A 19945-nucleotide genomic window follows, 5' to 3' on the forward strand; every position below is an offset into this window, starting at 1 on the left:
AGCAACTGGGGGTAAAAACCAAAATCTTTTTTGATATTTTTGTTCATAAGCTTGACATAAATTCCGTGATATGCCTAAACATAAATCTGATTTTTCTAATAGTTCTCTTGTTAATTCATCAGAAATATTATTCACATAAATATTTTGATCATCCATGATATACATACAGAGAGGAACATGGAATATATCCTTGAGAGCGATCGCTGTTAACATATCATCTGGATAGTAAGGAATACATAGTATCCTTTTGGGTTTTTTGTGACTAAAGGTTTGAGAAACTGTCTCTAAAATTTCAGCCCGACTAGAGTTATGATAAGCTAGGCAGTAATCAGATTCGCCAAAGGATTGCTGACCTTCATAAAGATTACGGGAGCGCAAAGAAATTACTTGGGAGGAATCAGAAAAGATGCGCTTAACTAAGATTCCCACTCCTTGACGGTCATTGACTTCACAATGAGTAATGATAAAATCGAAGCTGTTTCGGGAGTGATTCAACTTATTTTCCTGGTTATTGTCTTGATTAAGATTATCAATCAAGGAAGTCAGATCATTTCTGAGTTGCTGTTGCTCATGTTCTAACGATGTAATATCCATTGTTTAGTATTATTAGCGATATTAAGACTATTCTATTACAGTTGAGTGACGAAAAAAATGAACTTTTGAGCCATGCTAAGGGCAAGTTTTTAAAATCAATATTTAACAATAAAAGGAGATTTGACGCATATTATTGTCGATACCGACAACACTACCGCCTCGATTACAGAAAAACCGAACAGATTCAGAACCAATTAAACCAGCAGAGCCTGTTACCAAAGCAATTTTCATAGTGTATATTTTTAAATTAAAAAGCTAATTCACAGAATGTAAGGTATTCTAAACTAGCCTAGAATCTTTTGTAAAGAACTAGGTAGTGATTCCCATGTCGTCAAATCATTTAAGATAGGGCTTGCTGAATAATTGCGATAACTCACATCTTACACCTTCGCTAAAACTAGCTAGTTTGTCAGCTATCAGCCATCAGCCATTTTCAGACAACACTGTTCGCGCTAAAGCCGAAACGGAGTGAGGAACTGCTGAGTGCTGAATACTAAATGCTTACATTTTTTAGTTTTTATGTAAGGCGTGCAAGATATCAGGATAAGGTAGTTCTGACAAGGGTTTGAACCCTCTTTGGGTTCAAAAAAGTGCAAGGGAATAAGGACTAGAAACCAAAACATACATTTATCGTTCTTCAACTAAATCTGAAAGAGCAAGTTCAACCGTATAAAGTGATTGCTGTAAACCTTCAATTTTTGTTCGATGCATTACCATATCCACTGCTTTTATAGCTGGACTTCCTGCTTTTCCTATTAGTGATTAAACTACCCCGAATCTTTTATTTATCAAAATTAATTCTTTCTCTTTCTACCACTAAAGGACGTTTTAGCATTCTCTTATTCATGAGTCCAATATATTCTCCTAGCATTCCAATGAAAAAGAGTTGAACAGAAGCAAGGAAAAATAAACCAACAAGAATGGCAGCTGTTCCGATAGGAAAATAATCCCAAAAAAGGATTTTTAAAATTAAGGTCACACCGGCAATTGTTAAGCTACACAGAGATAGAAAACTTCCTAAATAAGTCGCCACTCGTAAAGGAAGATTAGAATAAGTGGTGATCCCTAACATTCCAACATCATAAAGTCGGTAAAAATTAAAACTACTTTTTCCTTGTGTTCTTACATTTTGCTGGTATTTAATAATAGTTTTATTAAAGCCTATTTCTGAAATAAGCCCCTTTAAGAAAGGATAAGGATCATTGATGGAACGAAGAATTTCAATCACTTGGTGATCATATAAACCAAATCCATTAAAATTAGACACTAATTCGACTTCTTCTGATAAAATACCTGCCAAAAAATAATATAATCTTCTCAAATTAAAGACAATAAAATTTTCTTTACTTGAACTTTTTACCCCTAAAACGACTTGATAGCCTTCTTCCCATTTTTTGATAAAATCAACCATTAAACTAGGGGGATCTTGTAGATCGCAGAAAATTAAAACAACTGCATCTCCTTCGGGTTGAATTAAGCCATAAAAAGACGAACGAATAAAGCCAAAATTTCTGGCATTCACAATAACCTTTACATTAGGATTTTGTTCAGCAATCTTTTTTAAGATACTGACAGTTTTATCCTGTGAACCGTTATCAATAAATAAATGTTCATAATCATAATCTTTGAGGTCTTTAAAAATGTTTTTAACTTCAGCATGAATTCGCTCAACGTTTCCTTCTTCGTTATAACAAGGAGTGACAACACTAATCAGTTTTTTACTCATTGATATTATTCCTAATTAAAATAATTCAAAAAATCATATCACACTTTAATCATAGATGAGATTAATTGTTTACCACTTTTAATCGCTTGATCACTCCATAAATACTGCCATAAGCCAAACCGACCAACTGGTTTAACCTCATGTTTTTTCATCCAATCATGAATGACTTTTACGGCTGCTTCTCGTTGAAAATCAAAAATAACATAACCATACTTCACATTAACTTGCCATGCGTGTAGAATGGCTGATTTTTTTAAAATACCGCATTTTTCTAAATCAGAAATGACCCTTTCTACCACATTTTCAGACGGTAAAGGCCGACTGTTACCATAGGGAACTTCTGCTTGGATAGCGGTACAATTTGGGGGAGCATTAAATTCTGATAAATTCGAGTAAAACGTCACTCTAGGGACGATAATATCTTCATCGTAAATATAAAGCCAATGATAGGGTAAAAGGGCTGGTTCTTGAAGCGCAATATTAACTAAGGCAATAGAAGTACATTGGAGTTGATTGGCCGCTGCTTTTACAGCGTCAGGTGCATCCGAAACTAAGCGTACAAATTCCGGTAGGGGTAGAGAACTAATTAGCGTATCACCAAAATTAACTGATGGTTGTTGGGCAAATGATAATATCCGTTTTTTTAAATCAATTTCCGTGATGGTATGATTTAAGTTCAAATTTATTCGCTCTTCTGCTTCTTTCCAAAACCCACTATAAGCCCCATAACCTCCCTTTTTAGGATAGCGAAATTCAGTAAAATAATGACCACTATCACTTTGTAATCCTAATGAGCCATCAATCACTCGTTTGAGGCCAGGTCTTGCGACTCTTTCTCCAGCCCATTGATAGGTCATTTTTTCGGGTTCTACTGTCCAAAATTTGCGCGTATAAAGATGGGTAAAATGATCGGCAAAGTATTTTCCTTGTCCTTGTTCACACCAATCACGATAGGTTTTTAATGGCAATTCATTTGCTTCTCTGGCTTCAATAAAAGAGACTAGGGCATCTCGATTAACTTCGGGGGGTAAATCACATAAATTACAAATGGCAGGATGTCTAACCCAGTGGCCTTGATAATAGTTACCTGTTAACGCTTTTTTAATAAAAAATTCGCCATCAACAGCTTTTGCTAATAAGTCTTTAACATAAGTATCCTTGGTAAAAGAAACATGAGGTCCATAATCAAAAACAAAATCTTTCCACTGCATAGAGGATGCTGTTCCTCCAAAGCTATCTCTTTTTTCATATAAAGTTGATTTTCCTGAAAAATGATAGGCAGAGGATAACCCTGAAAATCCTGCTCCTAAAATGGTTAAATGTTCCATAAGGTTAACTCCTATGAATGTTGATGTCTGTTTAAATAAGCATTAATTGTTGATAATAAACCTTGCTCTAAAGTAGATTGAAGTTGCCAACCTAAAGAAGTTAATTGACTAATGTCTGCTTGAGAGTGCATCACTTCTTGGGGACGATAAGGAATTACCCCAAAGTTTAATTTTGTTCGAGATTGAGTCATTTTATGAATCATTTCGACTAATTCACGGATAGAAACCGCTTCCCCACTTCCTAATTCATAATCTTGAAAATAGCCAGACTGTTGATGGGCTTGATCGAGTAAAATGAGATAAGCAGAGACTACATCCTCTATGTAGATAAAATCTCGTTTTTGTTCCCCTGCGGTTAACTCTAATTTTTTAACATTATTCAAACAACTATTAATGACATAACTGGTAAATTTTGAGTCATCATCATCCTCACCATACATATGTTCGAGTTTGATATTGACAAAGCGAATTTTCTCCAAATTTGCAAAATATTGTCCCCATTCCCTTAAATGCTTTTTAGATAAAGCATAGGGATTGAGAAACTTATCTAAAACCGTATCAGTATTAATAAAAGTCGGAATATTGTATTTAATCGCTCTTTCTAATAATTGTAAGGGGAATAGGGTATTTGTTTGAGCTAAATAACTGATATTTTCTTTATTTCTTCCATAACAAGTGGCGGTATGAATAATAGCATCAATTGAGGGAATATCTTGAAAAGGTTGAGTAAAATCTATGGTATCTAAATCATAACTAATTAATAGAGGTAAAATTTCTTGAAGTCGCCAAGTATTAGAAAAACTTCGCTTCATAATAATAACTTTGTGTCCTTGTTTGAGAAGTCCTTTAACTAAATGACTTCCTAGAAAACCCGTTGCACCGGTTACTAAAATCGTTTGACTCATAATCATTAAATACTTATAAAATTATCAAAAATTGAAATTTATAATCTGTTAGTATCAATGCCTATTTCTATAACAATAGTAAGATTTTCCCTTTCTCAATGGGGGGTATAGCTACGTCGAATTTCTCCTGATGGGATAAACTTTACTGAAGAAATATAAACCCAGTCAGAGGCTTTAAAAAGATCAAGCACACGGGCGCAAGCATACGCGCCCTTATAACCCATTTAGATCACTGATCGTCCATTATTTTTTACAAAAAGTTTTAATCGTGTCAGCGACATAGGTTAACATTTCTTGAGTTAATCCAGGGAAAACACCAATCCAAAAGACACAATTCATGATTTTATCAGCGTTACTTAAATCTCCTACGACACGATAATTTAAGCCTTGATAAAGGGGTTGACGCAATAAGTTACCGCCAAATAAAAGCCGTGTACCGATGCGATTTGCTTCTAAGTGTTGCACTAATTCATTACGGGTAAATGGTGCATCTTCTTTAACAAAAATGGGGAAACCAAACCAACTGGGGTCAGAATTTGGTGCAGCTTTTGGTAAGATTAAGACATCTTGAACCCCTTGTAATTGTTCATAGAGAAAATTAAAATTATCTTTGCGTTTCTGAACAAATTCAGGTAATTTTTCCAATTGCGCCACGCCAACAGCGGCCTGCATATCAGTCATTTTCAAATTATAACCCACATGAGAATAAGTATATTTATGGTCATAGCCAAACGGTAATGTTCCTAATTGCCAACCAAAGCGTTTATTACAAGTATTATCCACCCCCGGTGCGCACCAACAATCTCGTCCCCAATCGCGGAAAGATTCCACTAATTTTTTTAATCGGGTATCATTCATTAAAACCGCACCCCCTTCACCCATTGTCATGTGATGAGCCGGGTAAAAACTGACGGTTGCTAAGTGACCAAATGTTCCGGTTTTTTGTTCATTATAAGTGCTTCCGACTGCATCACAATTATCTTCAATCACCCAAAGATCATGTTTTTGAGCAAAAGCCATAACTGCTTCTAAATTAAAAGGATTTCCCAAAGTATGAGCAATCATGATTGCTTTTGTTTTGTCTGATAAAGCAGATTCTAATTGATCAATATTTAAGTCGTAACTCGGTAATTTTACATCCAAGAAAACGGGAACGAGTTGATTTTGAAAGATAGGGTTAACTGTTGTCGGAAAACCAGCCGCAACCGTGATCACTTCATCCCCCGGTTTTAGCCGTTTCTCTCCTAATTTGGGAGAGGTTAACGCACTAAGGGCAACTAGATTTGCAGAAGAGCCAGAGTTAACTAATAGACAATGTTTAACCCCCATCCATTCGGCAAATTTGGCTTCAAATTCGGCAGCATAACGTCCAGTTGTTAACCAAAAATCAAGGGAAGAATCCACTAATTTAACTAACTCTTGGTCATCAAAGACTTTACCTGATACAGGAACATAAGTTTGTCCCGGAATAAAGGTTTTATCCTTAAATTTGAATTGATAATACTCTTGGACAGCATCAAAGACTTTTGAGCGTAATTCTTGTTCAATGGCTGCATTGGGACGTGAAATGGATTGAGTCATGAGTTTTGCTAAAATTAAAGTAATGAATATAGTTTAAGAGAATATCAAGAAAAATTAGACCAACATTTTCTCAGGAATTAAGCGATTAATAGATAGTTTCATCCAGTTGGGTAAAGTAAGAAGAAAACCATACAAGAAATACAACCATAACAACCAATTAACCAATTCGTCAATTAAGAATTGATGAGCTAAAGGACTTAGATAAAATGTTGCTAGAATTCCTAATAAACCAAAACTAGAAGGAATGGCTAATTGAGGACTATCTTGCTTAATCCATTGGATAATTTGAGGAATGGCAAAGATTAAAAATGCCAATTTGTAATCAAATGAAATAGTTGATAGAAATAGTCCCAAATAAATACTACTACCTATGCGAAAAGCATCTAACGCTCTAGAATCAGGTAGTATTGTCTTTGATGGTAAAAAGTTTTGTTTTTTTAAAGAATTGGTATTCATAATATCTTTAAAAACTGTCGGGACAACTTTCCTGAAGATAAAAAAAGCAAATCCAGCTAAAGCAAGAATCAACCCAAAAATAGCAAAAAGATGTAATTTTCTCGTCAATATCCAAGAAAGAGAGAAGATAAGAGACAATTTATTCAACAATATTTCATATCCAAACGAATACCATGTAAAAATATCTCTATAGTTCTGGGCAACGGATATTTCGCTTTTAATACTATAGATGTAAATGGCTGAAAGGGTGAACAAAGGCAAAAAATAGAGAATAAAAATTTTTCTGGTTTCTTTCAAGATAATTGTTAAGGAGAAAAAAGAAAAAATCTTTAAGGCAGTTGGAATGAGTAACCCAATATACCCTAAAATTCTTACCCATCTTTGCTGACTTTGTGCCATTTGTAAAGTTAAAAATACCATAGCATAGATAATAAGATCGAGATTTCCTCGTTCAATTAACAGCATCACTGGAGGTGAACAGAGAATTAAACTGTAAATAATACCTTCATAAAGATTCAGTCGGCCAATCATCATAAAGGTAATAAAAAAAAATATAATCCCTAGTAAAATCCCAATCATAACAGTATGGCTTTCGTCTAATCCTAATCCTGTCAACTTCCACCAAATCCGAGGATATATTACAGGACGATCCCACGGGTCACAAGGATTTTCTAAGAGAACATCAAAACCCAATCGAGTACATTCAAAACCCGTTAATATTGCTCTTAAATCTGCAAAAGAAGGATTCATGGCTGGGACTTTTAACTTTTTCCAAACTTCCTGATAAGAAACAAAAAAGTTAGCGACAAATAGGAAACCAAAATAGCTTAAAAAGGAAAGAGATACCCACATTCTACCATCAATGTTTGAAGGCTGATTGAGCATCCGTTTTACTTGATCATGAATAGATTGGGTGATTTTCATAAAATTTATGCTTCAACCAAATGCGTTAATTAATGGCTTCTGAGCATCGTTTTGATACGCTTTAATCTGCACCTGAGTTAAGGCTTGAAATTGCTCTTTATCCCCGACAGAGATTTGATTGGCTTGATAATACCAATTAACGGTTTTTTCAATGGTTTGCTCAAAATTCCAGACAGGTTGCCAGTTTAAAGTATGAAAGGCTTTATCGGTCACTAAATTGAGTAATTTGGCTTCATGCACTGCATTCGGGTCAGATTGATCTAACCACTCACCTGACCAATGGGATAAAATACATTCAACTAAATCTTTGACTGAACGATTAGAAGCCAAAACAGGACCAAAATTAAACGCCCCATAGAGCTTATCTTGATCTTGCTCCCAATTAGGAGTTATCAGTTGTTGGTAGATACGCTCTGCTAATGATAAATACCCCCCTAATGGTTCAAGGACGTGCTGCCATGGCCGGGTTGCTTGGGGATTTCTGACGGGAATTGCTTCCTTAGCCATTAATGACCGCATTGCATCGGGGACAATGCGATCTTCTGCCCAATCTCCGCCACCAATGACGTTACCTGCTCTGACGCTTGCAATCCCTATGGGAGTTTGACAGGTTTTAAAGAAAGAATTCCGCCAAGATGCGATCGCCAGTTCGGCACCTGCTTTACTGGAACTATAGGGGTCATAACCCCCTAATGGGTCATTTTCCCGATAGCCATAGACCCATTCACGGTTTTCATAGCATTTATCAGTGGTGATAAAAATAGCGGCACAGGGATGAGTTAGGGTTTTGAGGGCTTCCAAAACATGAATGGTTCCCATAACATTGATATTCCATGTTGCCACTGATTCAATGTAGGAACGTCTGACTAAAGGTTGTGCCGCTAAGTGAAAGATAACATCGGGTTGCCAAGGTTGAATTAGACGAGAAACCAACTCACCATCGCGTATATCACCAATATGATGACTAAGATGCTCAGATAAACCCAATTGTTCAAATAAAGCAGGGCGAGTATTCGGTTCTAAACTGAGTCCTTTGACCTCAGCCCCCATTAAAGTTAACCAAAACGACAGCCAAGATCCCTTAAATCCTGTATGTCCCGTGAGAAAAACCTTTTTCCCCGACCAAAATGACGAATTTACCATACTTTCCACCGAGCTTTTCCAGATTCATAAAGATTGTTCAGTAATTCAAGTTCGCGGTAGGTATCCATACACTGCCAAAACCCATCATGACGATAGACAGCGAGTTCACCTAAGGCAGCTAAGGTTTTTAAAGGTTGTGCTTCAAAAATGGTGTCATCACTCTCAATTAAATCCAAAACTTTACGACTTAGCACAAAATAGCCCCCATTAATCCATCCTTCAGTGGTTTGGGGCTTTTCTTTAAAGAAACTAACCATATTGTCTTCGATCATCAGTTCACCGAAACGAGACGCAGGACGAACGGCTGTAATGGTAGCTAGTTTGCCATGACTGTAATGATAATCAAGAACATCTGCAATATTAAGATCACAGACACCATCCCCGTAGGTGGCTAGGAAAATGTCACTTCCCATTTGATCTAAATAGGGGGCTAACCGCTTTAAACGTCCCCCTGTCATCGTTTCTTGCCCTGTATCGACTAACCATAAACGCCAATCTTCTTCTGAGTGGCCATTGTTCAGTTTTGTGACCTGTTTAGTCCCTAATTCTAAGAGAACATCATTATGATTCCAATCGTAATTAAGGAAATATTCTCTGAGCATATTTCCTTTATAGCCTAGACATAACATGAAGTTTCTAAAGCCGTAATAGGAATAGGTTTTCATGATATGCCAGATAATGGGACGATCTCCCACATTAATCATGGGTTTAGGACGAAATTCCGTTTCTTCTCGCAATCTTGTTCCTTTTCCCCCACATAAGAGAGCGACAGGAATATCTATTGGAGACTTCTTAATCGTTAAATTAACGGGCTGCATGACCATAATCTACCTACTATTTAATTATAATGGACAAAAATGGACAAAAATGGACAAACATGATAAGACAGTTCAAGTACCTACGCATAATAGCAAATCCGAGTAGTGTTGTAAAAATAGGGTGGCCTTGCCCAATCAAATCCCTCAAAGTTGACGAAATAGATAGGCATTTTGAGGAAATGACGGAGAATTAGCTAGTTGAATTAGGATTTTTTCAATTAATGATGATTCTTTTACAAAGTCATATTCCATCAGAGGAACTGAATCAGCTTTTAATGACTTGATAGATTCAGGGGGATAAAGGCCAGGGAGTAATACAATTAATTCATTTTTTTGAGGCTCATTTGCTGAAAAACATGGAGTCACATCAGTCCAAGATGCACATTGATTTTTGGGAAATTGGTTAGGACTTTTAAGGGTTAAGGTCGTTTTTTTTGAGATAAGACTCTGTGAAGGTGGAGTACGAGAATCAATCATCATCCTATGTGATCCTTCTTTAGCTTTAGGATAAAACTGAAAACCTTTATAATTTAAATATCGAGAAAAGTAAAAGATAGTTGTATTATCTATGTATACACCATCTGACTTTGAGTTTGGAAAAAATAGAACAAAAGAATTTTCAGAACTGCTTTCTGTATGATCTGCAATAGCACGGGATAGTTGAATATTTCCTTGAACTACTGATCTTCTGTTCAGAAGAAGTCGGGAGCTAGTTTTAACATATTGACTTAATGAAACAAACAATAATAATGATGTCAAAAATATAAGAATTAATTTTTTAAAATGTAAAAATTTACGTTGTAAAATAATAACAAAAAACTGATAAAGGGAATCACTCAAGTAAAGAGTTGCGATGAGTAAAACAGGAGCAATATATTCCGGTCTAAATTCCGAAACGACTTTTAGTTTGACATAAACCAAAAAATATAAAGTTGCGCCGACGGCTAGTGACTCTTGTATTGAATCTATACTTTTGTGCCGAAAAATTTGATAAATAACTTTACTAATAAATATCAGGAAAAATGCAATTAACAAAAAGTTGGCTTTTATGTATATCATAAATACATCAAATAAGGATCGATCAGGAAATAAAACATGATCAAATCTTTGTGTTATGTAAGGTGCAACTTCTATTTGATAGTTAAGAAAAAAGATAATTGAAAGAATTAGGATGCCAACATCGATATAATTTCTCCAAAAAAAGTTTTGTATTGCCTTTCTATGAAAAATATTTTTATCATAAGAAAAACTAAAGATCATTCTTGTAATGGCAAAGCCACTTAACATGACAAAAACTGGCTCTTTATAGTAAAGACAGAACTGAGCAAAAATAAAGGCACTATACATATAAAAACGACGATATCTATTATCATTGTTTATTGCGTGTATATAAGCCCATATTAAAAGTGCTAGAAAAAATACGACATTTCGTTCTGTATTAGCATTAGTATGGATAACAAAACAACTAACAAATGCAGGATTAATCAGAATAAAAAATAGGGTGACATACCGATACCAAATAGGAAATTTAGATAAAATCTGGTAAATAGCCCACACAAGAATGACAAGCTGAAAAACTGAATAACCTCGATAAACTAAGAAAGATTTACCCAATAAAGCCAGAAAGTTATACTCCTGTAAACCCCAAGGAACAAACCTACCTGAGTCTCTCCAGATCATGAAACCACCGGCTATGCCTCTTAAAGATAAATCTGTAAAAAACATCTCGTCTAGGTACGCAAAATCTTCTTTATAGAAAATCAAACCAATATACCCAATTAAAAAAAGGACAAAAATCAAGGTAGGAATGATAAATCTGGGGTCGCAGTAAATCCCTAAGCTTAAACTGACTATTTTGATGAATAACGGATGAAGATACAGAAGTATCTTTTATGTTATAACTTATGTTCTTTCTAAAAAAAAGATAAATGATTTCGTATCCGACTATTAGAATAAGAGGGGTTAAAAAAAATACTAAAAAAAGCCGACTCTCATTTAAGAAGTTATTAAGAATACCAGTGAGCATAATTTTAATTGGATTTTATTTAAGTAACTAATACTAAGCTTATCCATCTTCTGTCAAACCGGCAATTCTCATTTTGAAGAAAAGAACAACCGGTTTCTCTCGTTGATGTAGAAAACCAGGGTAAGCTCCTAACATCCGCTTGACAGAAAGCATTGAGAACATTCATCATATAGTTGTTGTTCATAGCAGCTTGTTTCATTTTCCGACGAAGACTGCGTTTAAATGTTTCCTCTTGATGGAAAATACATTCCTCTGGGTTACGAGTAAAACTATCATAGTAAGTTGTTTCTAGTTAATTCGATCAAATTAGTTTCAAAATCAATTATTATTTAGAGTGAAAGTTTATCACATATCTTAATTATGAAAAAACTTATCATCATAGACCACTCCTTATGTAATCTGCAAGGACATCATTACGAATGTAGTCTATCCGTTGCTGAAGCAGGAGCTAGACAAGGATATGAGTCTATTATTGTTGCTAATAAGGCTTTTCCAAAAACGTTATATCCTGATTATATTAAAGTAATTTCAGCCTTTGAAGTCGATTGGTTTGATAACCCAGTGTTTTCTAAACAAAAAAGTAATATATTAGATTTTTTTGAATTTTTACAAAATAATCCTCTAGAAAATTTATCAGAAAAAATAAATCATAAATTCCAATTTTATTTTAAATATTGGGAATTAAACCAACCTAAATTAAAACTCCTTGTAGAGAAAATTAAAGGAAGTACCTCAAGATTAGTGAATTGGATACAACAAGATATTATTTTATTACGATCTATTCCCTTTTCTAATACCTTATGGGGAATCTTTAAAATTATTTGGGGGTTATTTCGATATATATTATCTGTATTTTTAAAAAAAATAAATCAAGTCTTAAGTAAACTATTTACTCCAAAAACTGAAAGCTTCAAGGACAGTTTGTCTAAAGTTTTACAAGCTATCAAAGCAACGCCAGAGGATGAAATATTTATTCATACTATAGGTATTCATCAAGTTGAAGAAGTCTATCATTATTTAACTTCTCAGAATCTATCTAAAATGCCTCGCTTTCATATTCTTTTACGTCGAGATATTGATGATCCTTTAGTGGTTTATGCTCCAGGAATGGGATTAAAAGCTATTTTTGAACATTGTTATCAATCTAAAGTTTGGCCTGATAAAATACAATTTTATACAGATACTGATGACTTGATTCAACGCTATAATAGTTTAAGTGAGGTCAAATTATATAAAATACCTATTCCTTTTAGACAAGAAAAATTAGAGCAAATAAAAAAGAAATCAAATACAGATCAACCTGTTCATCTTGTTTATTTAGGGGATGCAAGACCAGAAAAAGGTTATCATTATTTACCGAATATTGTTGAATCTTTATGGACAGATTATATTCAACCTGGAAAAATTAAAGTAACCATTCAATCTAATTTTAGCATTGAGGGAGGAGAAGGCTTAATTCCTCAAGCTCGTTTAGCTTTAGAAAGATATCCAGACAGTAAAGTAAAATTAATAAAAACGGCTATGTCTGCTGATGCTTATTATCAACTTTTAGCAGAAGCTGATGCTTTAATTTTACCCTATGATACTAATAGTTATCGTTTCCGCACTTCAGGGGTATTAACAGAAGCTTTAGCAGCAGGAAAACCCGTTATTGTTCCTGAAAATAGTTGGTTAGGAAAACAAGTAGACTCATCAAGAGCAAGTCTTTATGAAAACCCTCATGAAATACCTAAAAAAGTTATAGAAATTGTCGAAAATTTAGAAGGATTTTCAGAGTCAGCTAAAACATTTTCTAAGGGATGGCTTGAAAAAAATTCTCCTGATAGTTTAGTTAAAACTTTACTAGACAGCAAAGACAATAATTATGTTAATTATGAAGAAAACAATGAATTAAAAAATGATACAAATAATCAAATAGTTGTTGAGAATAAACCGAGATTATTGCCTAAAGTTTTGTTAGTAATAGAAAGTGATTTTTTATTAGATCAAGAGTTTTATTATCATTCTTTTTGTAACTATCTTGAATATTTAGGAAGTTGTGATTATGAAATTTATGGATTATTTTTTACCAATAAGCAAGAACGAAAAGGAGAAAATTACGAACCTTTTTATCATCAAATTTATCCAGTTATTGATCAACTATTTCAAGATTTCTCAGTTAACCTAAAACAAAGATGGATTGTTGATTATGCTTCTCCTAATATAATTCCTTACAATCTTAATCTAAAAGAATATATTCAAGAGACTTTAAATAATCAAAAAAGTTTTAAAAGAGATTTAATTGAACGATATAATCTAAGTATTCCATCAGATTTGAGTCAATTACTACAAACTAATCAATTTGATGTTATTTTTCTGAATTCTATTGTTAGTTACAGTATTATTGATCGATTCAATATAACACAATCTTCAATAATTTGTGAAGTTCCTGAAATTGCATCTTATCAATATGCTGTCAATAATCATCGTGATATTTCTCAAGAAGACTATGAATTAGAATGTCAATTACTGAATCAATGTGATGCTTTAATTTTTTATCATCAATATGAACTAGAAAAAGTAAAAGAAACCATTAATAAGCCCAAAGGATATGTTATTAGTGGGGATCAAAATTTAGATCAAAGTAATGATTTTCAAATCATAGATAAAGTATTTAAATCTTTACTTAATGATCCAGCTATCTGCCAAAAAACAATAGGTAAAAAAGTAGCAATTTTATATCCTTGGGGGATATTTTAGAGCGAAAAAGTGGTGCAAGTAAACGGGTTGGTTTACTCATTGATTATTTGAAGTCCCAATCTTATCAGGTGTGGTTATTTACCACTGGAGACGCTCAAGATTTTAGACAGAATGGTGTCCATTACACTTACTATCAACAATCTTATCAAGATTATTGTTTAGTTAACGACCTTTATAAAGATGCTTATCAATCATGGTTTGATGCTTTAAATTTTGAAACTGATCAAAACCATCAAACTTCAGAAAATTTAGAATCTTCAGAGCATTGGTTACCTTGGATATACTATCAATATCGCTTTGATTCAGGATTTATTAATTATGTTAAAAAATTAGCAAAATGGGCAGACACCGTGATTTTAGAATATCCATTTTGGGCGTTAACGGTTGGTGATATTTGTCAGCAATATCAAACTCAATTAATAATTACGGCACATGATATTTTAGCCCAACAACTTGATCAAAATACCCTACTCGGAAAAATTGCTTTGACAGAAGAAATTAAAGCCTTGCAACAAGCCGATAATCTCATCTGTGTTTCTCAAGACGATCGAGCTTTTTTAAAACAATATCATTTATCTTCTCTTGTTATTCCTAACCCCGTTGATATTAACCAAGAGACTGATGAAAAATCAATGGAACATTTATCTTTAAATAAGATCAAACAACCCTTCTGTTTATTCGTTGGCAGTCGTCATGATCCCAATATTGAAGCTGTAAAAATTATTCAACAAATAGCCAAAGACTTTGCTAGTCAATATCGTGATCTTGTTTGTCAATTTGTGATTGTAGGAAGTTGTTGGGAACCCGAAGAGAAGCATAATTTTCTCGCTAAGGGAAGAGTCAGTGATCAAGAACTTTCCGCGTTATATTATCGTGCGAACCTAGTTCTTTCACCCATTCTATCCGGCACAGGAACCTCTTTAAAAACCGTTGAAGCCATGGCCTACGGAAAAGTCGTTTTAGGCACAACCATAGCTTTTCGAGGCTATCCTGTAACGTCTGGGGAACAATGTATTATTTGCGATCGCCTAGATGAATATGGCCCTTTAATTGCTCAATGGTTAAATAATAGTCAAAAAAAGAAAAATATAGCTAAAAACGCCCAAGCATTTGCCAAAAATTATGATTATCGTCACTTATATTCTTCCTATAAACAGCTAATTGAAAAATCCGATAAACTCATCAGGGAACTTCCAGAAATCAGTCAACGTCAGCAACAGCATTGATAGGTAATCTAGATTGTATTTTAGATGACCAAAATCCCATAATCTTACATCAGTTCTCATAAACTAATGGGAGGTTAAAGATTAAAATTACTCACTCCCTATCAAAGAAGTTGACAAACGCTCTAGTTGTGCCTAACATTTTACGAATGCCATCATCAGCCTTAACCATAGAATTAATTGATTCTCTCAAGCAAGGCCTGATTATAATAAAAAGTGATTAATTAGTATCTTATGAAAGTCCTAATTGCTGATTTCGATTTATTTAGCAAGGTTGGCGGTGGTCAAACCTTTTACCGCAGTATCATTAAAAAAAATCCTCAAATTCAATTTTATTATATTGCCGAAAAAGAGCCATTAAACCAACCTAAACCCAGTAATGCAACAGGGATTCCCTATAAAGAGCAATTTGTAATTAATGACTTTAAAAACTTTTTTGAAGTAACCCCCCCTAAATGGGTAGAACGAGCTTTTGTGATGGCCAGTAATATTGCTGTCTCGGCCCAAAATCAACAATTTGATATGATTGATGTGCCTGATTATGAACAATGGGGTATTTTTCTAAGGCCAGCTTTACAACGATATGGCATCAAATTTAATCGTATTGCCCTGTCAATGCACGGAAAAATATCAAAAACCCTTCGCTTAGATTGGTTTGACTGGGGCCAAGCTAATATTCCCCTTGATTTGCAAGAAAAAATGCAGTATAAAGCTGCTGATATTCGCTACGGAATTAGTAAAAGTTATCTCGATGAATGGCAAGAAGATATTGAAGAATTAGACAGTCATTATTATAATCCCCTTCACTTTTTTGATCTGCCTCGGGCGACTCAATGTTTACCCTCGAACCAACCTCCGACTCTTAACTTTATCGGACGAACTGAAAAACGCAAAGGTCCCGATATTTTCATTGATTTAGCTTGGTGGTTGCCCGAAACTAGCTACAGTAAAGCCCAAATTATTGGCCCCCATAGCTATAATTATAATAATACGAAATCCTCTCAAAGTTATCTACAAGAGATGATCACCAATCGTCAGAGTAATTTGATGATGTGTCCCCCATGAAACGGGAAGAATTAACAGAATTATTTGCCAGTAAATCCTTAACAATACTGCCCTCTCGATACGATACGTTAAATTTAGTTGCCCTAGAATCTCTATTTTCAGGTTGTCCCACCGCCATTGGCAATGGGGCAGGGGTTTGTCGTTTTCTAAAAGAAAGCTTCCCTAACGTTCCTTTTCTTACCATTGATATTGATGATATTTATGCCAGTCTTCCGAATCTTCAAAAGGTTTTAGATAACTATGAAGACTATCGAGAAGAATTAGTTAATCAGTTATCTCAGGCTAATTTAGAAGTTAAAGATCCCGATTTAGAAGATATCTATAATAATACGTCGGTTTCCCACACAGCAACGCAAGAAGAATTAGCCCAATGGTACACTCAATTATTATCCTATTGGGAATCGGGTCAGGCTGGTTTTAGCATCTCCAAAATTCCTGTCATTAAAACAGCGAAAACCCAGGTTAAAAAGCAACTTAAACCCACCTATAAACAATTAAAAAATACCATAGGTCAAGCTAAAGCTAAACTAAAAAAGCCCCTCGAAGAACCCAAAACTGCCCAAACCATTAAATCAGTTCAATTATTTGAACAGTATAAAAACACATTCAAAGCTTCAGAATTAAATCAAAAAGATTTGGGGGCTAAAGTTAAACAATTTTGGAAACTGGCTTCGGCGTTTGGTGAAGCGGAACAAGGATTGCGTGATAAGCTAAAAAACGGCTACCGTATTGATCGCGTTCGGGCCTGGCGCGAAATTGCCCGTTTAGAAGAATTGCGAGGCAATGAATTAGTCTCTGCCACCTATAAATTAAGGGGTTTAAGGCTTTTAGACGGCGATCGCTTTGGGGATCTTCCCTATATTCTGAGGGTGTTACAGGAGAAAGGATTTACCCGTGAAGTCGAAGTTATTGATGCCATGTACGGGAAAGCAGGACAACGGGAAGAAAAGTGTTACGATTTCATCGAAAAAGCCCGGCAAGACAATTTACACAACCAAGAATGGGATTACGAAATATTTGATGATCGTCGCGATCGCTCAGAATATCGAGTTAGCATCATTGTTTCTTTATACAATGCAGCGGAGAAATTACCCCTATTTTTAAACACCCTACAACATCAAACCTTGATGCACTCAGGGGATGGGGAAATTATCCTAGTGGATAGTGGTTCTCCTGGGGATGAATATGAAGTCTTTAAACAACTGGCCCCACAGTTAAACTTACCCATTTTGTATGTCCGTTCCCAAGCTAGAGAAACCATCCAAACCGCTTGGAATCGAGGAATATCCTTAGCCAAATCCCCTTATTTATCTTTCCTGGGGGTAGATGAAACCATCTTACCCGATGCCTTAGAAACCCTAGCCCATGAGTTAGATAAAAATCCAGACATTGACTGGGTTATTGGTCATAGTTTAGTCACCAATGTGGATAAAAAAGGCAATTGGGTCAACGATATTATGCCCTACCATCGGACTCCTTATCAACAGGATTTAGTCTATTTAGAAACCTGTTATTTATCTTGGGTAGGAGCCTTATATCGTCGTTCCATTCACGATCGCTTTGGTTATTATGATGGTACCTTTCGAGGGGCAGGGGACACCGAATTTAAGAGTCGACTGTTACCCCATATTAAAAGTAAAGTCATTGATCGAACCCTAGGGGTTTTTTGGAATTATCCCGATGAACGAACCACCCAAAGTCCGGCGGCGGAAATTGAGGATATGAGAGCTTGGTATGTTCATCGAACCTTAGCCGGTGTTCGTTACGCGTTTGCTCATCGCACCCCAGAGGAAGTAGAACAATTAATTTACCTCTCCCTAGCCTATCGTAAATCCTATTGTGGTCATACCAGTAGTGATCTCGAATATGCTTATAATTTGAGTTTGTACTTAAAAGAAATCAATCCCCAATCAGAAGCGTTAAAGTATTTTAAAGGAATTGAAACCTTACTAGAGGCTTATCGTTCTTTAGATTGGATGCCTAAATTATCTCGATTTTCCCCGTTAGAAAAAGTCCTACAAACTCGCAATTTAGCGAAACAAATTCAAGAAGAACATTTAGGGACTTGGGACGAAGATAAGAGTTTAGGCTTAAAACCGGATTATCGAATTTTTAACGACAATCGCCACGAACAACACGCATTTTTATGGTTAACTAAAGTGGAGACAACAGAAGAATCATGAAACAACTAAAAGAATGGTTTAAAGCCAAACTCAGCAAAGCCTTAGCCCCGGAAATTGACCAACAATTACAACTCAATCAAAAACTCGAAGAAGTCCGACTGTATGGTATTTCTCCCTGGTATCAAGGCAACTTTTGGGAACCCCCGGTACAATTAGCCTTAAGAGACTTGTGTTGTCCTGGGGATGTGGTTTTTGATGTGGGAGCAAATTTCGGCGGTTTAACCACCGTTATGTCCCGTATGGTGGGACCCAAAGGGGTGGTTTGTTCCTTTGAAGCTAGTCCGAGAATTGTGGATAAATGCCAGCGTAATATTGTGCTGAGTGGGTGTAGTAATGTGCAGTTATTCCATGCTGCGGTTTATTACAAATCCTACAGCAAAGTTCCTATTTATTTAGGTAGTCATCTTAACGATAGTATTTACGCAGAGCAATCCACCGGAACCCAAGGTTATGAGGTTTCAACCATTGCTTTAGATGATTTTGTTAATTATACAAAATTAGTCCCTAATTTAGTGAAAATGGACATTGAAGGGGCCGAATTTGATGCCATTAAAGGTATGGCCAAAACCATTGAATCCGCTAAACCCCATTTAATTTTAGAAACTCAACCAGAAGATACTCGCTGTTTAGATTTCTTGCTGGAAAAAGGATATATTTCCATTGATTTAAACACCTATCAAACCATTGAAAATGCGAAAGATTATCCCCCAGGAGTAGGAATACGTAATAATCTTTATATTCATCAAGAACGTTTATCCCAAGTGTCTTATAATCCGCCTTTTGGTTTTCAAGAAGTCACCACCTTAGACGCATCAGATTTTCAAAGTAAAGAAAAGGGTTCTATGGGCTTAAAAACCCCTTTAATTTTGGATAAAGGACGTTATTTAATAGATGTTGCTTTTACAGCGAAAGGAACCGACAATGACTTAACTTGTGGGGTTAAAATAGGCAATCAACCAATTTTTCGTTATCATGCTTACAGTAATTTATTAGCCTCTAGTTATCGGGACTGGGTGATTCATCTTTCTGAAACCGCAAAAATTGATCTTTATTTTGATTTTCTTAATGAAACTTTTGATGATACCCTCTCAGTTCAAGGAGCAAAAATTACTGAAATCACCGACTTTAAAAATTTAGATACCAATCTTTATTTCTAAGATAATTTATTTCATACTTAAAAGTCATTTAACATCATGCTTATCCCCGTCGTAAGTTTTCTTCTAGGACTTGTTTT

General features: G+C 35.0%; 11 protein-coding genes and 3 pseudogenes. 4 read left to right on the top strand and 10 right to left on the bottom strand.

Annotated elements, in window-relative coordinates; genetic code table 11:
* The 10 genes and pseudogenes from C4E06_RS09485 to C4E06_RS09530 form a co-directional block, all read right to left on the bottom strand.
* A pseudogene (locus C4E06_RS09485) lies at positions 1-594 on the bottom strand (beta-1,6-galactofuranosyltransferase); the annotation flags it as partial.
* 111 nt (positions 595-705) lie between these two features.
* Positions 706-825: pseudogene (locus tag C4E06_RS28690) on the bottom strand (NAD-dependent epimerase/dehydratase family protein); the annotation flags it as partial.
* A gap of 550 nt (positions 826-1375) precedes the next feature.
* A complete protein-coding gene (locus C4E06_RS09495) occupies positions 1376-2320 on the bottom strand; it encodes a glycosyltransferase family 2 protein (RefSeq protein WP_107667859.1) in 945 nt (314 codons plus the stop codon).
* Positions 2321-2358: 38 nt separating this feature from the next.
* A complete protein-coding gene (locus C4E06_RS09500; protein ID WP_107667860.1) occupies positions 2359-3648 on the bottom strand; it encodes an NAD(P)/FAD-dependent oxidoreductase in 1290 nt (429 codons plus the stop codon).
* A gap of 11 nt (positions 3649-3659) precedes the next feature.
* The gene (locus C4E06_RS09505; RefSeq protein ID WP_107667867.1) at positions 3660-4553 is read right to left on the bottom strand and encodes an NAD(P)-dependent oxidoreductase; all 894 of its coding nucleotides are present in this window, start codon (positions 4551-4553) and stop codon (positions 3660-3662) included.
* Positions 4554-4796: 243 nt separating this feature from the next.
* A complete protein-coding gene (gene rfbH / locus C4E06_RS09510; protein ID WP_107667861.1) occupies positions 4797-6134 on the bottom strand; it encodes a lipopolysaccharide biosynthesis protein RfbH in 1338 nt (445 codons plus the stop codon).
* Positions 6135-6188: 54 nt separating this feature from the next.
* Entirely contained in the window at positions 6189-7514 is a 1326-nt protein-coding gene (locus C4E06_RS09515; RefSeq protein WP_107667862.1) for a hypothetical protein, read from the bottom strand.
* 12 nt (positions 7515-7526) lie between these two features.
* Positions 7527-8666: a CDP-glucose 4,6-dehydratase gene (gene rfbG, locus C4E06_RS09520; RefSeq protein ID WP_107667863.1), complete on the bottom strand. Its 1140-nt coding sequence runs from the start codon at positions 8664-8666 to the stop codon at positions 7527-7529.
* The gene (gene rfbF / locus C4E06_RS09525) at positions 8651-9481 is read right to left on the bottom strand and encodes a glucose-1-phosphate cytidylyltransferase (protein ID WP_107667864.1); all 831 of its coding nucleotides are present in this window, start codon (positions 9479-9481) and stop codon (positions 8651-8653) included. The genes rfbG and rfbF overlap by 16 nt, the downstream gene beginning before the upstream one ends.
* 138 nt (positions 9482-9619) lie before the next feature.
* Positions 9620-11275 (bottom strand): hypothetical protein, encoded by a 1656-nt coding sequence (locus C4E06_RS09530; RefSeq protein ID WP_107667865.1) that lies wholly within the window; start codon positions 11273-11275, stop codon positions 9620-9622.
* Between the two features lie 586 nt (positions 11276-11861).
* On the opposite strand from C4E06_RS09530, the gene C4E06_RS09540 reads away from it, so the two are divergent.
* From C4E06_RS09540 to C4E06_RS09550, 4 genes and pseudogenes are all read left to right on the top strand, one after another.
* On the top strand, positions 11862-14240 hold the full coding sequence (locus C4E06_RS09540) for a glycosyltransferase (RefSeq protein ID WP_198648471.1): 2379 nt from the start codon (positions 11862-11864) through the stop codon (positions 14238-14240).
* A complete protein-coding gene (locus tag C4E06_RS27755; RefSeq protein WP_198648472.1) occupies positions 14225-15466 on the top strand; it encodes a glycosyltransferase family 4 protein in 1242 nt (413 codons plus the stop codon). The genes C4E06_RS09540 and C4E06_RS27755 overlap by 16 nt, the downstream gene beginning before the upstream one ends.
* Before the next feature lie 231 nt (positions 15467-15697).
* A pseudogene (locus C4E06_RS09545) lies at positions 15698-18711 on the top strand (glycosyltransferase).
* Positions 18708-19868, top strand: coding sequence for an FkbM family methyltransferase (locus C4E06_RS09550; protein WP_107667866.1), 1161 nt, complete (start codon positions 18708-18710; stop codon positions 19866-19868). Before C4E06_RS09545 ends, C4E06_RS09550 begins: the two are co-directional and overlap by 4 nt.
* Positions 19869-19945: the final 77 nt, after the last annotated feature.

It is taken from the genome of Cyanothece sp. BG0011, from assembly GCF_003013815.1.
GTDB lineage: Bacteria > Cyanobacteriota > Cyanobacteriia > Cyanobacteriales > Microcystaceae > Crocosphaera.

Bases quoted from the DNA above. Each gene is read 5' to 3' on its own strand.
- C4E06_RS09540 (WP_198648471.1), top strand. From the start codon at position 11,862: ATGAAAAAACTTATCATCATAGACCACTCCTTATGTAATCTGCAAGGA.
- C4E06_RS09505 (WP_107667867.1), bottom strand. From the start codon at position 4,553: ATGAGTCAAACGATTTTAGTAACCGGTGCAACGGGTTTTCTAGGAAGT.
- rfbF (WP_107667864.1), bottom strand. From the start codon at position 9,481: ATGGTCATGCAGCCCGTTAATTTAACGATTAAGAAGTCTCCAATAGAT.
- C4E06_RS09515 (WP_107667862.1), bottom strand. From the start codon at position 7,514: ATGAAAATCACCCAATCTATTCATGATCAAGTAAAACGGATGCTCAAT.
- rfbH (WP_107667861.1), bottom strand. From the start codon at position 6,134: ATGACTCAATCCATTTCACGTCCCAATGCAGCCATTGAACAAGAATTA.
- C4E06_RS09500 (WP_107667860.1), bottom strand. From the start codon at position 3,648: ATGGAACATTTAACCATTTTAGGAGCAGGATTTTCAGGGTTATCCTCT.
- C4E06_RS09495 (WP_107667859.1), bottom strand. From the start codon at position 2,320: ATGAGTAAAAAACTGATTAGTGTTGTCACTCCTTGTTATAACGAAGAA.
- C4E06_RS09550 (WP_107667866.1), top strand. From the start codon at position 18,708: ATGAAACAACTAAAAGAATGGTTTAAAGCCAAACTCAGCAAAGCCTTA.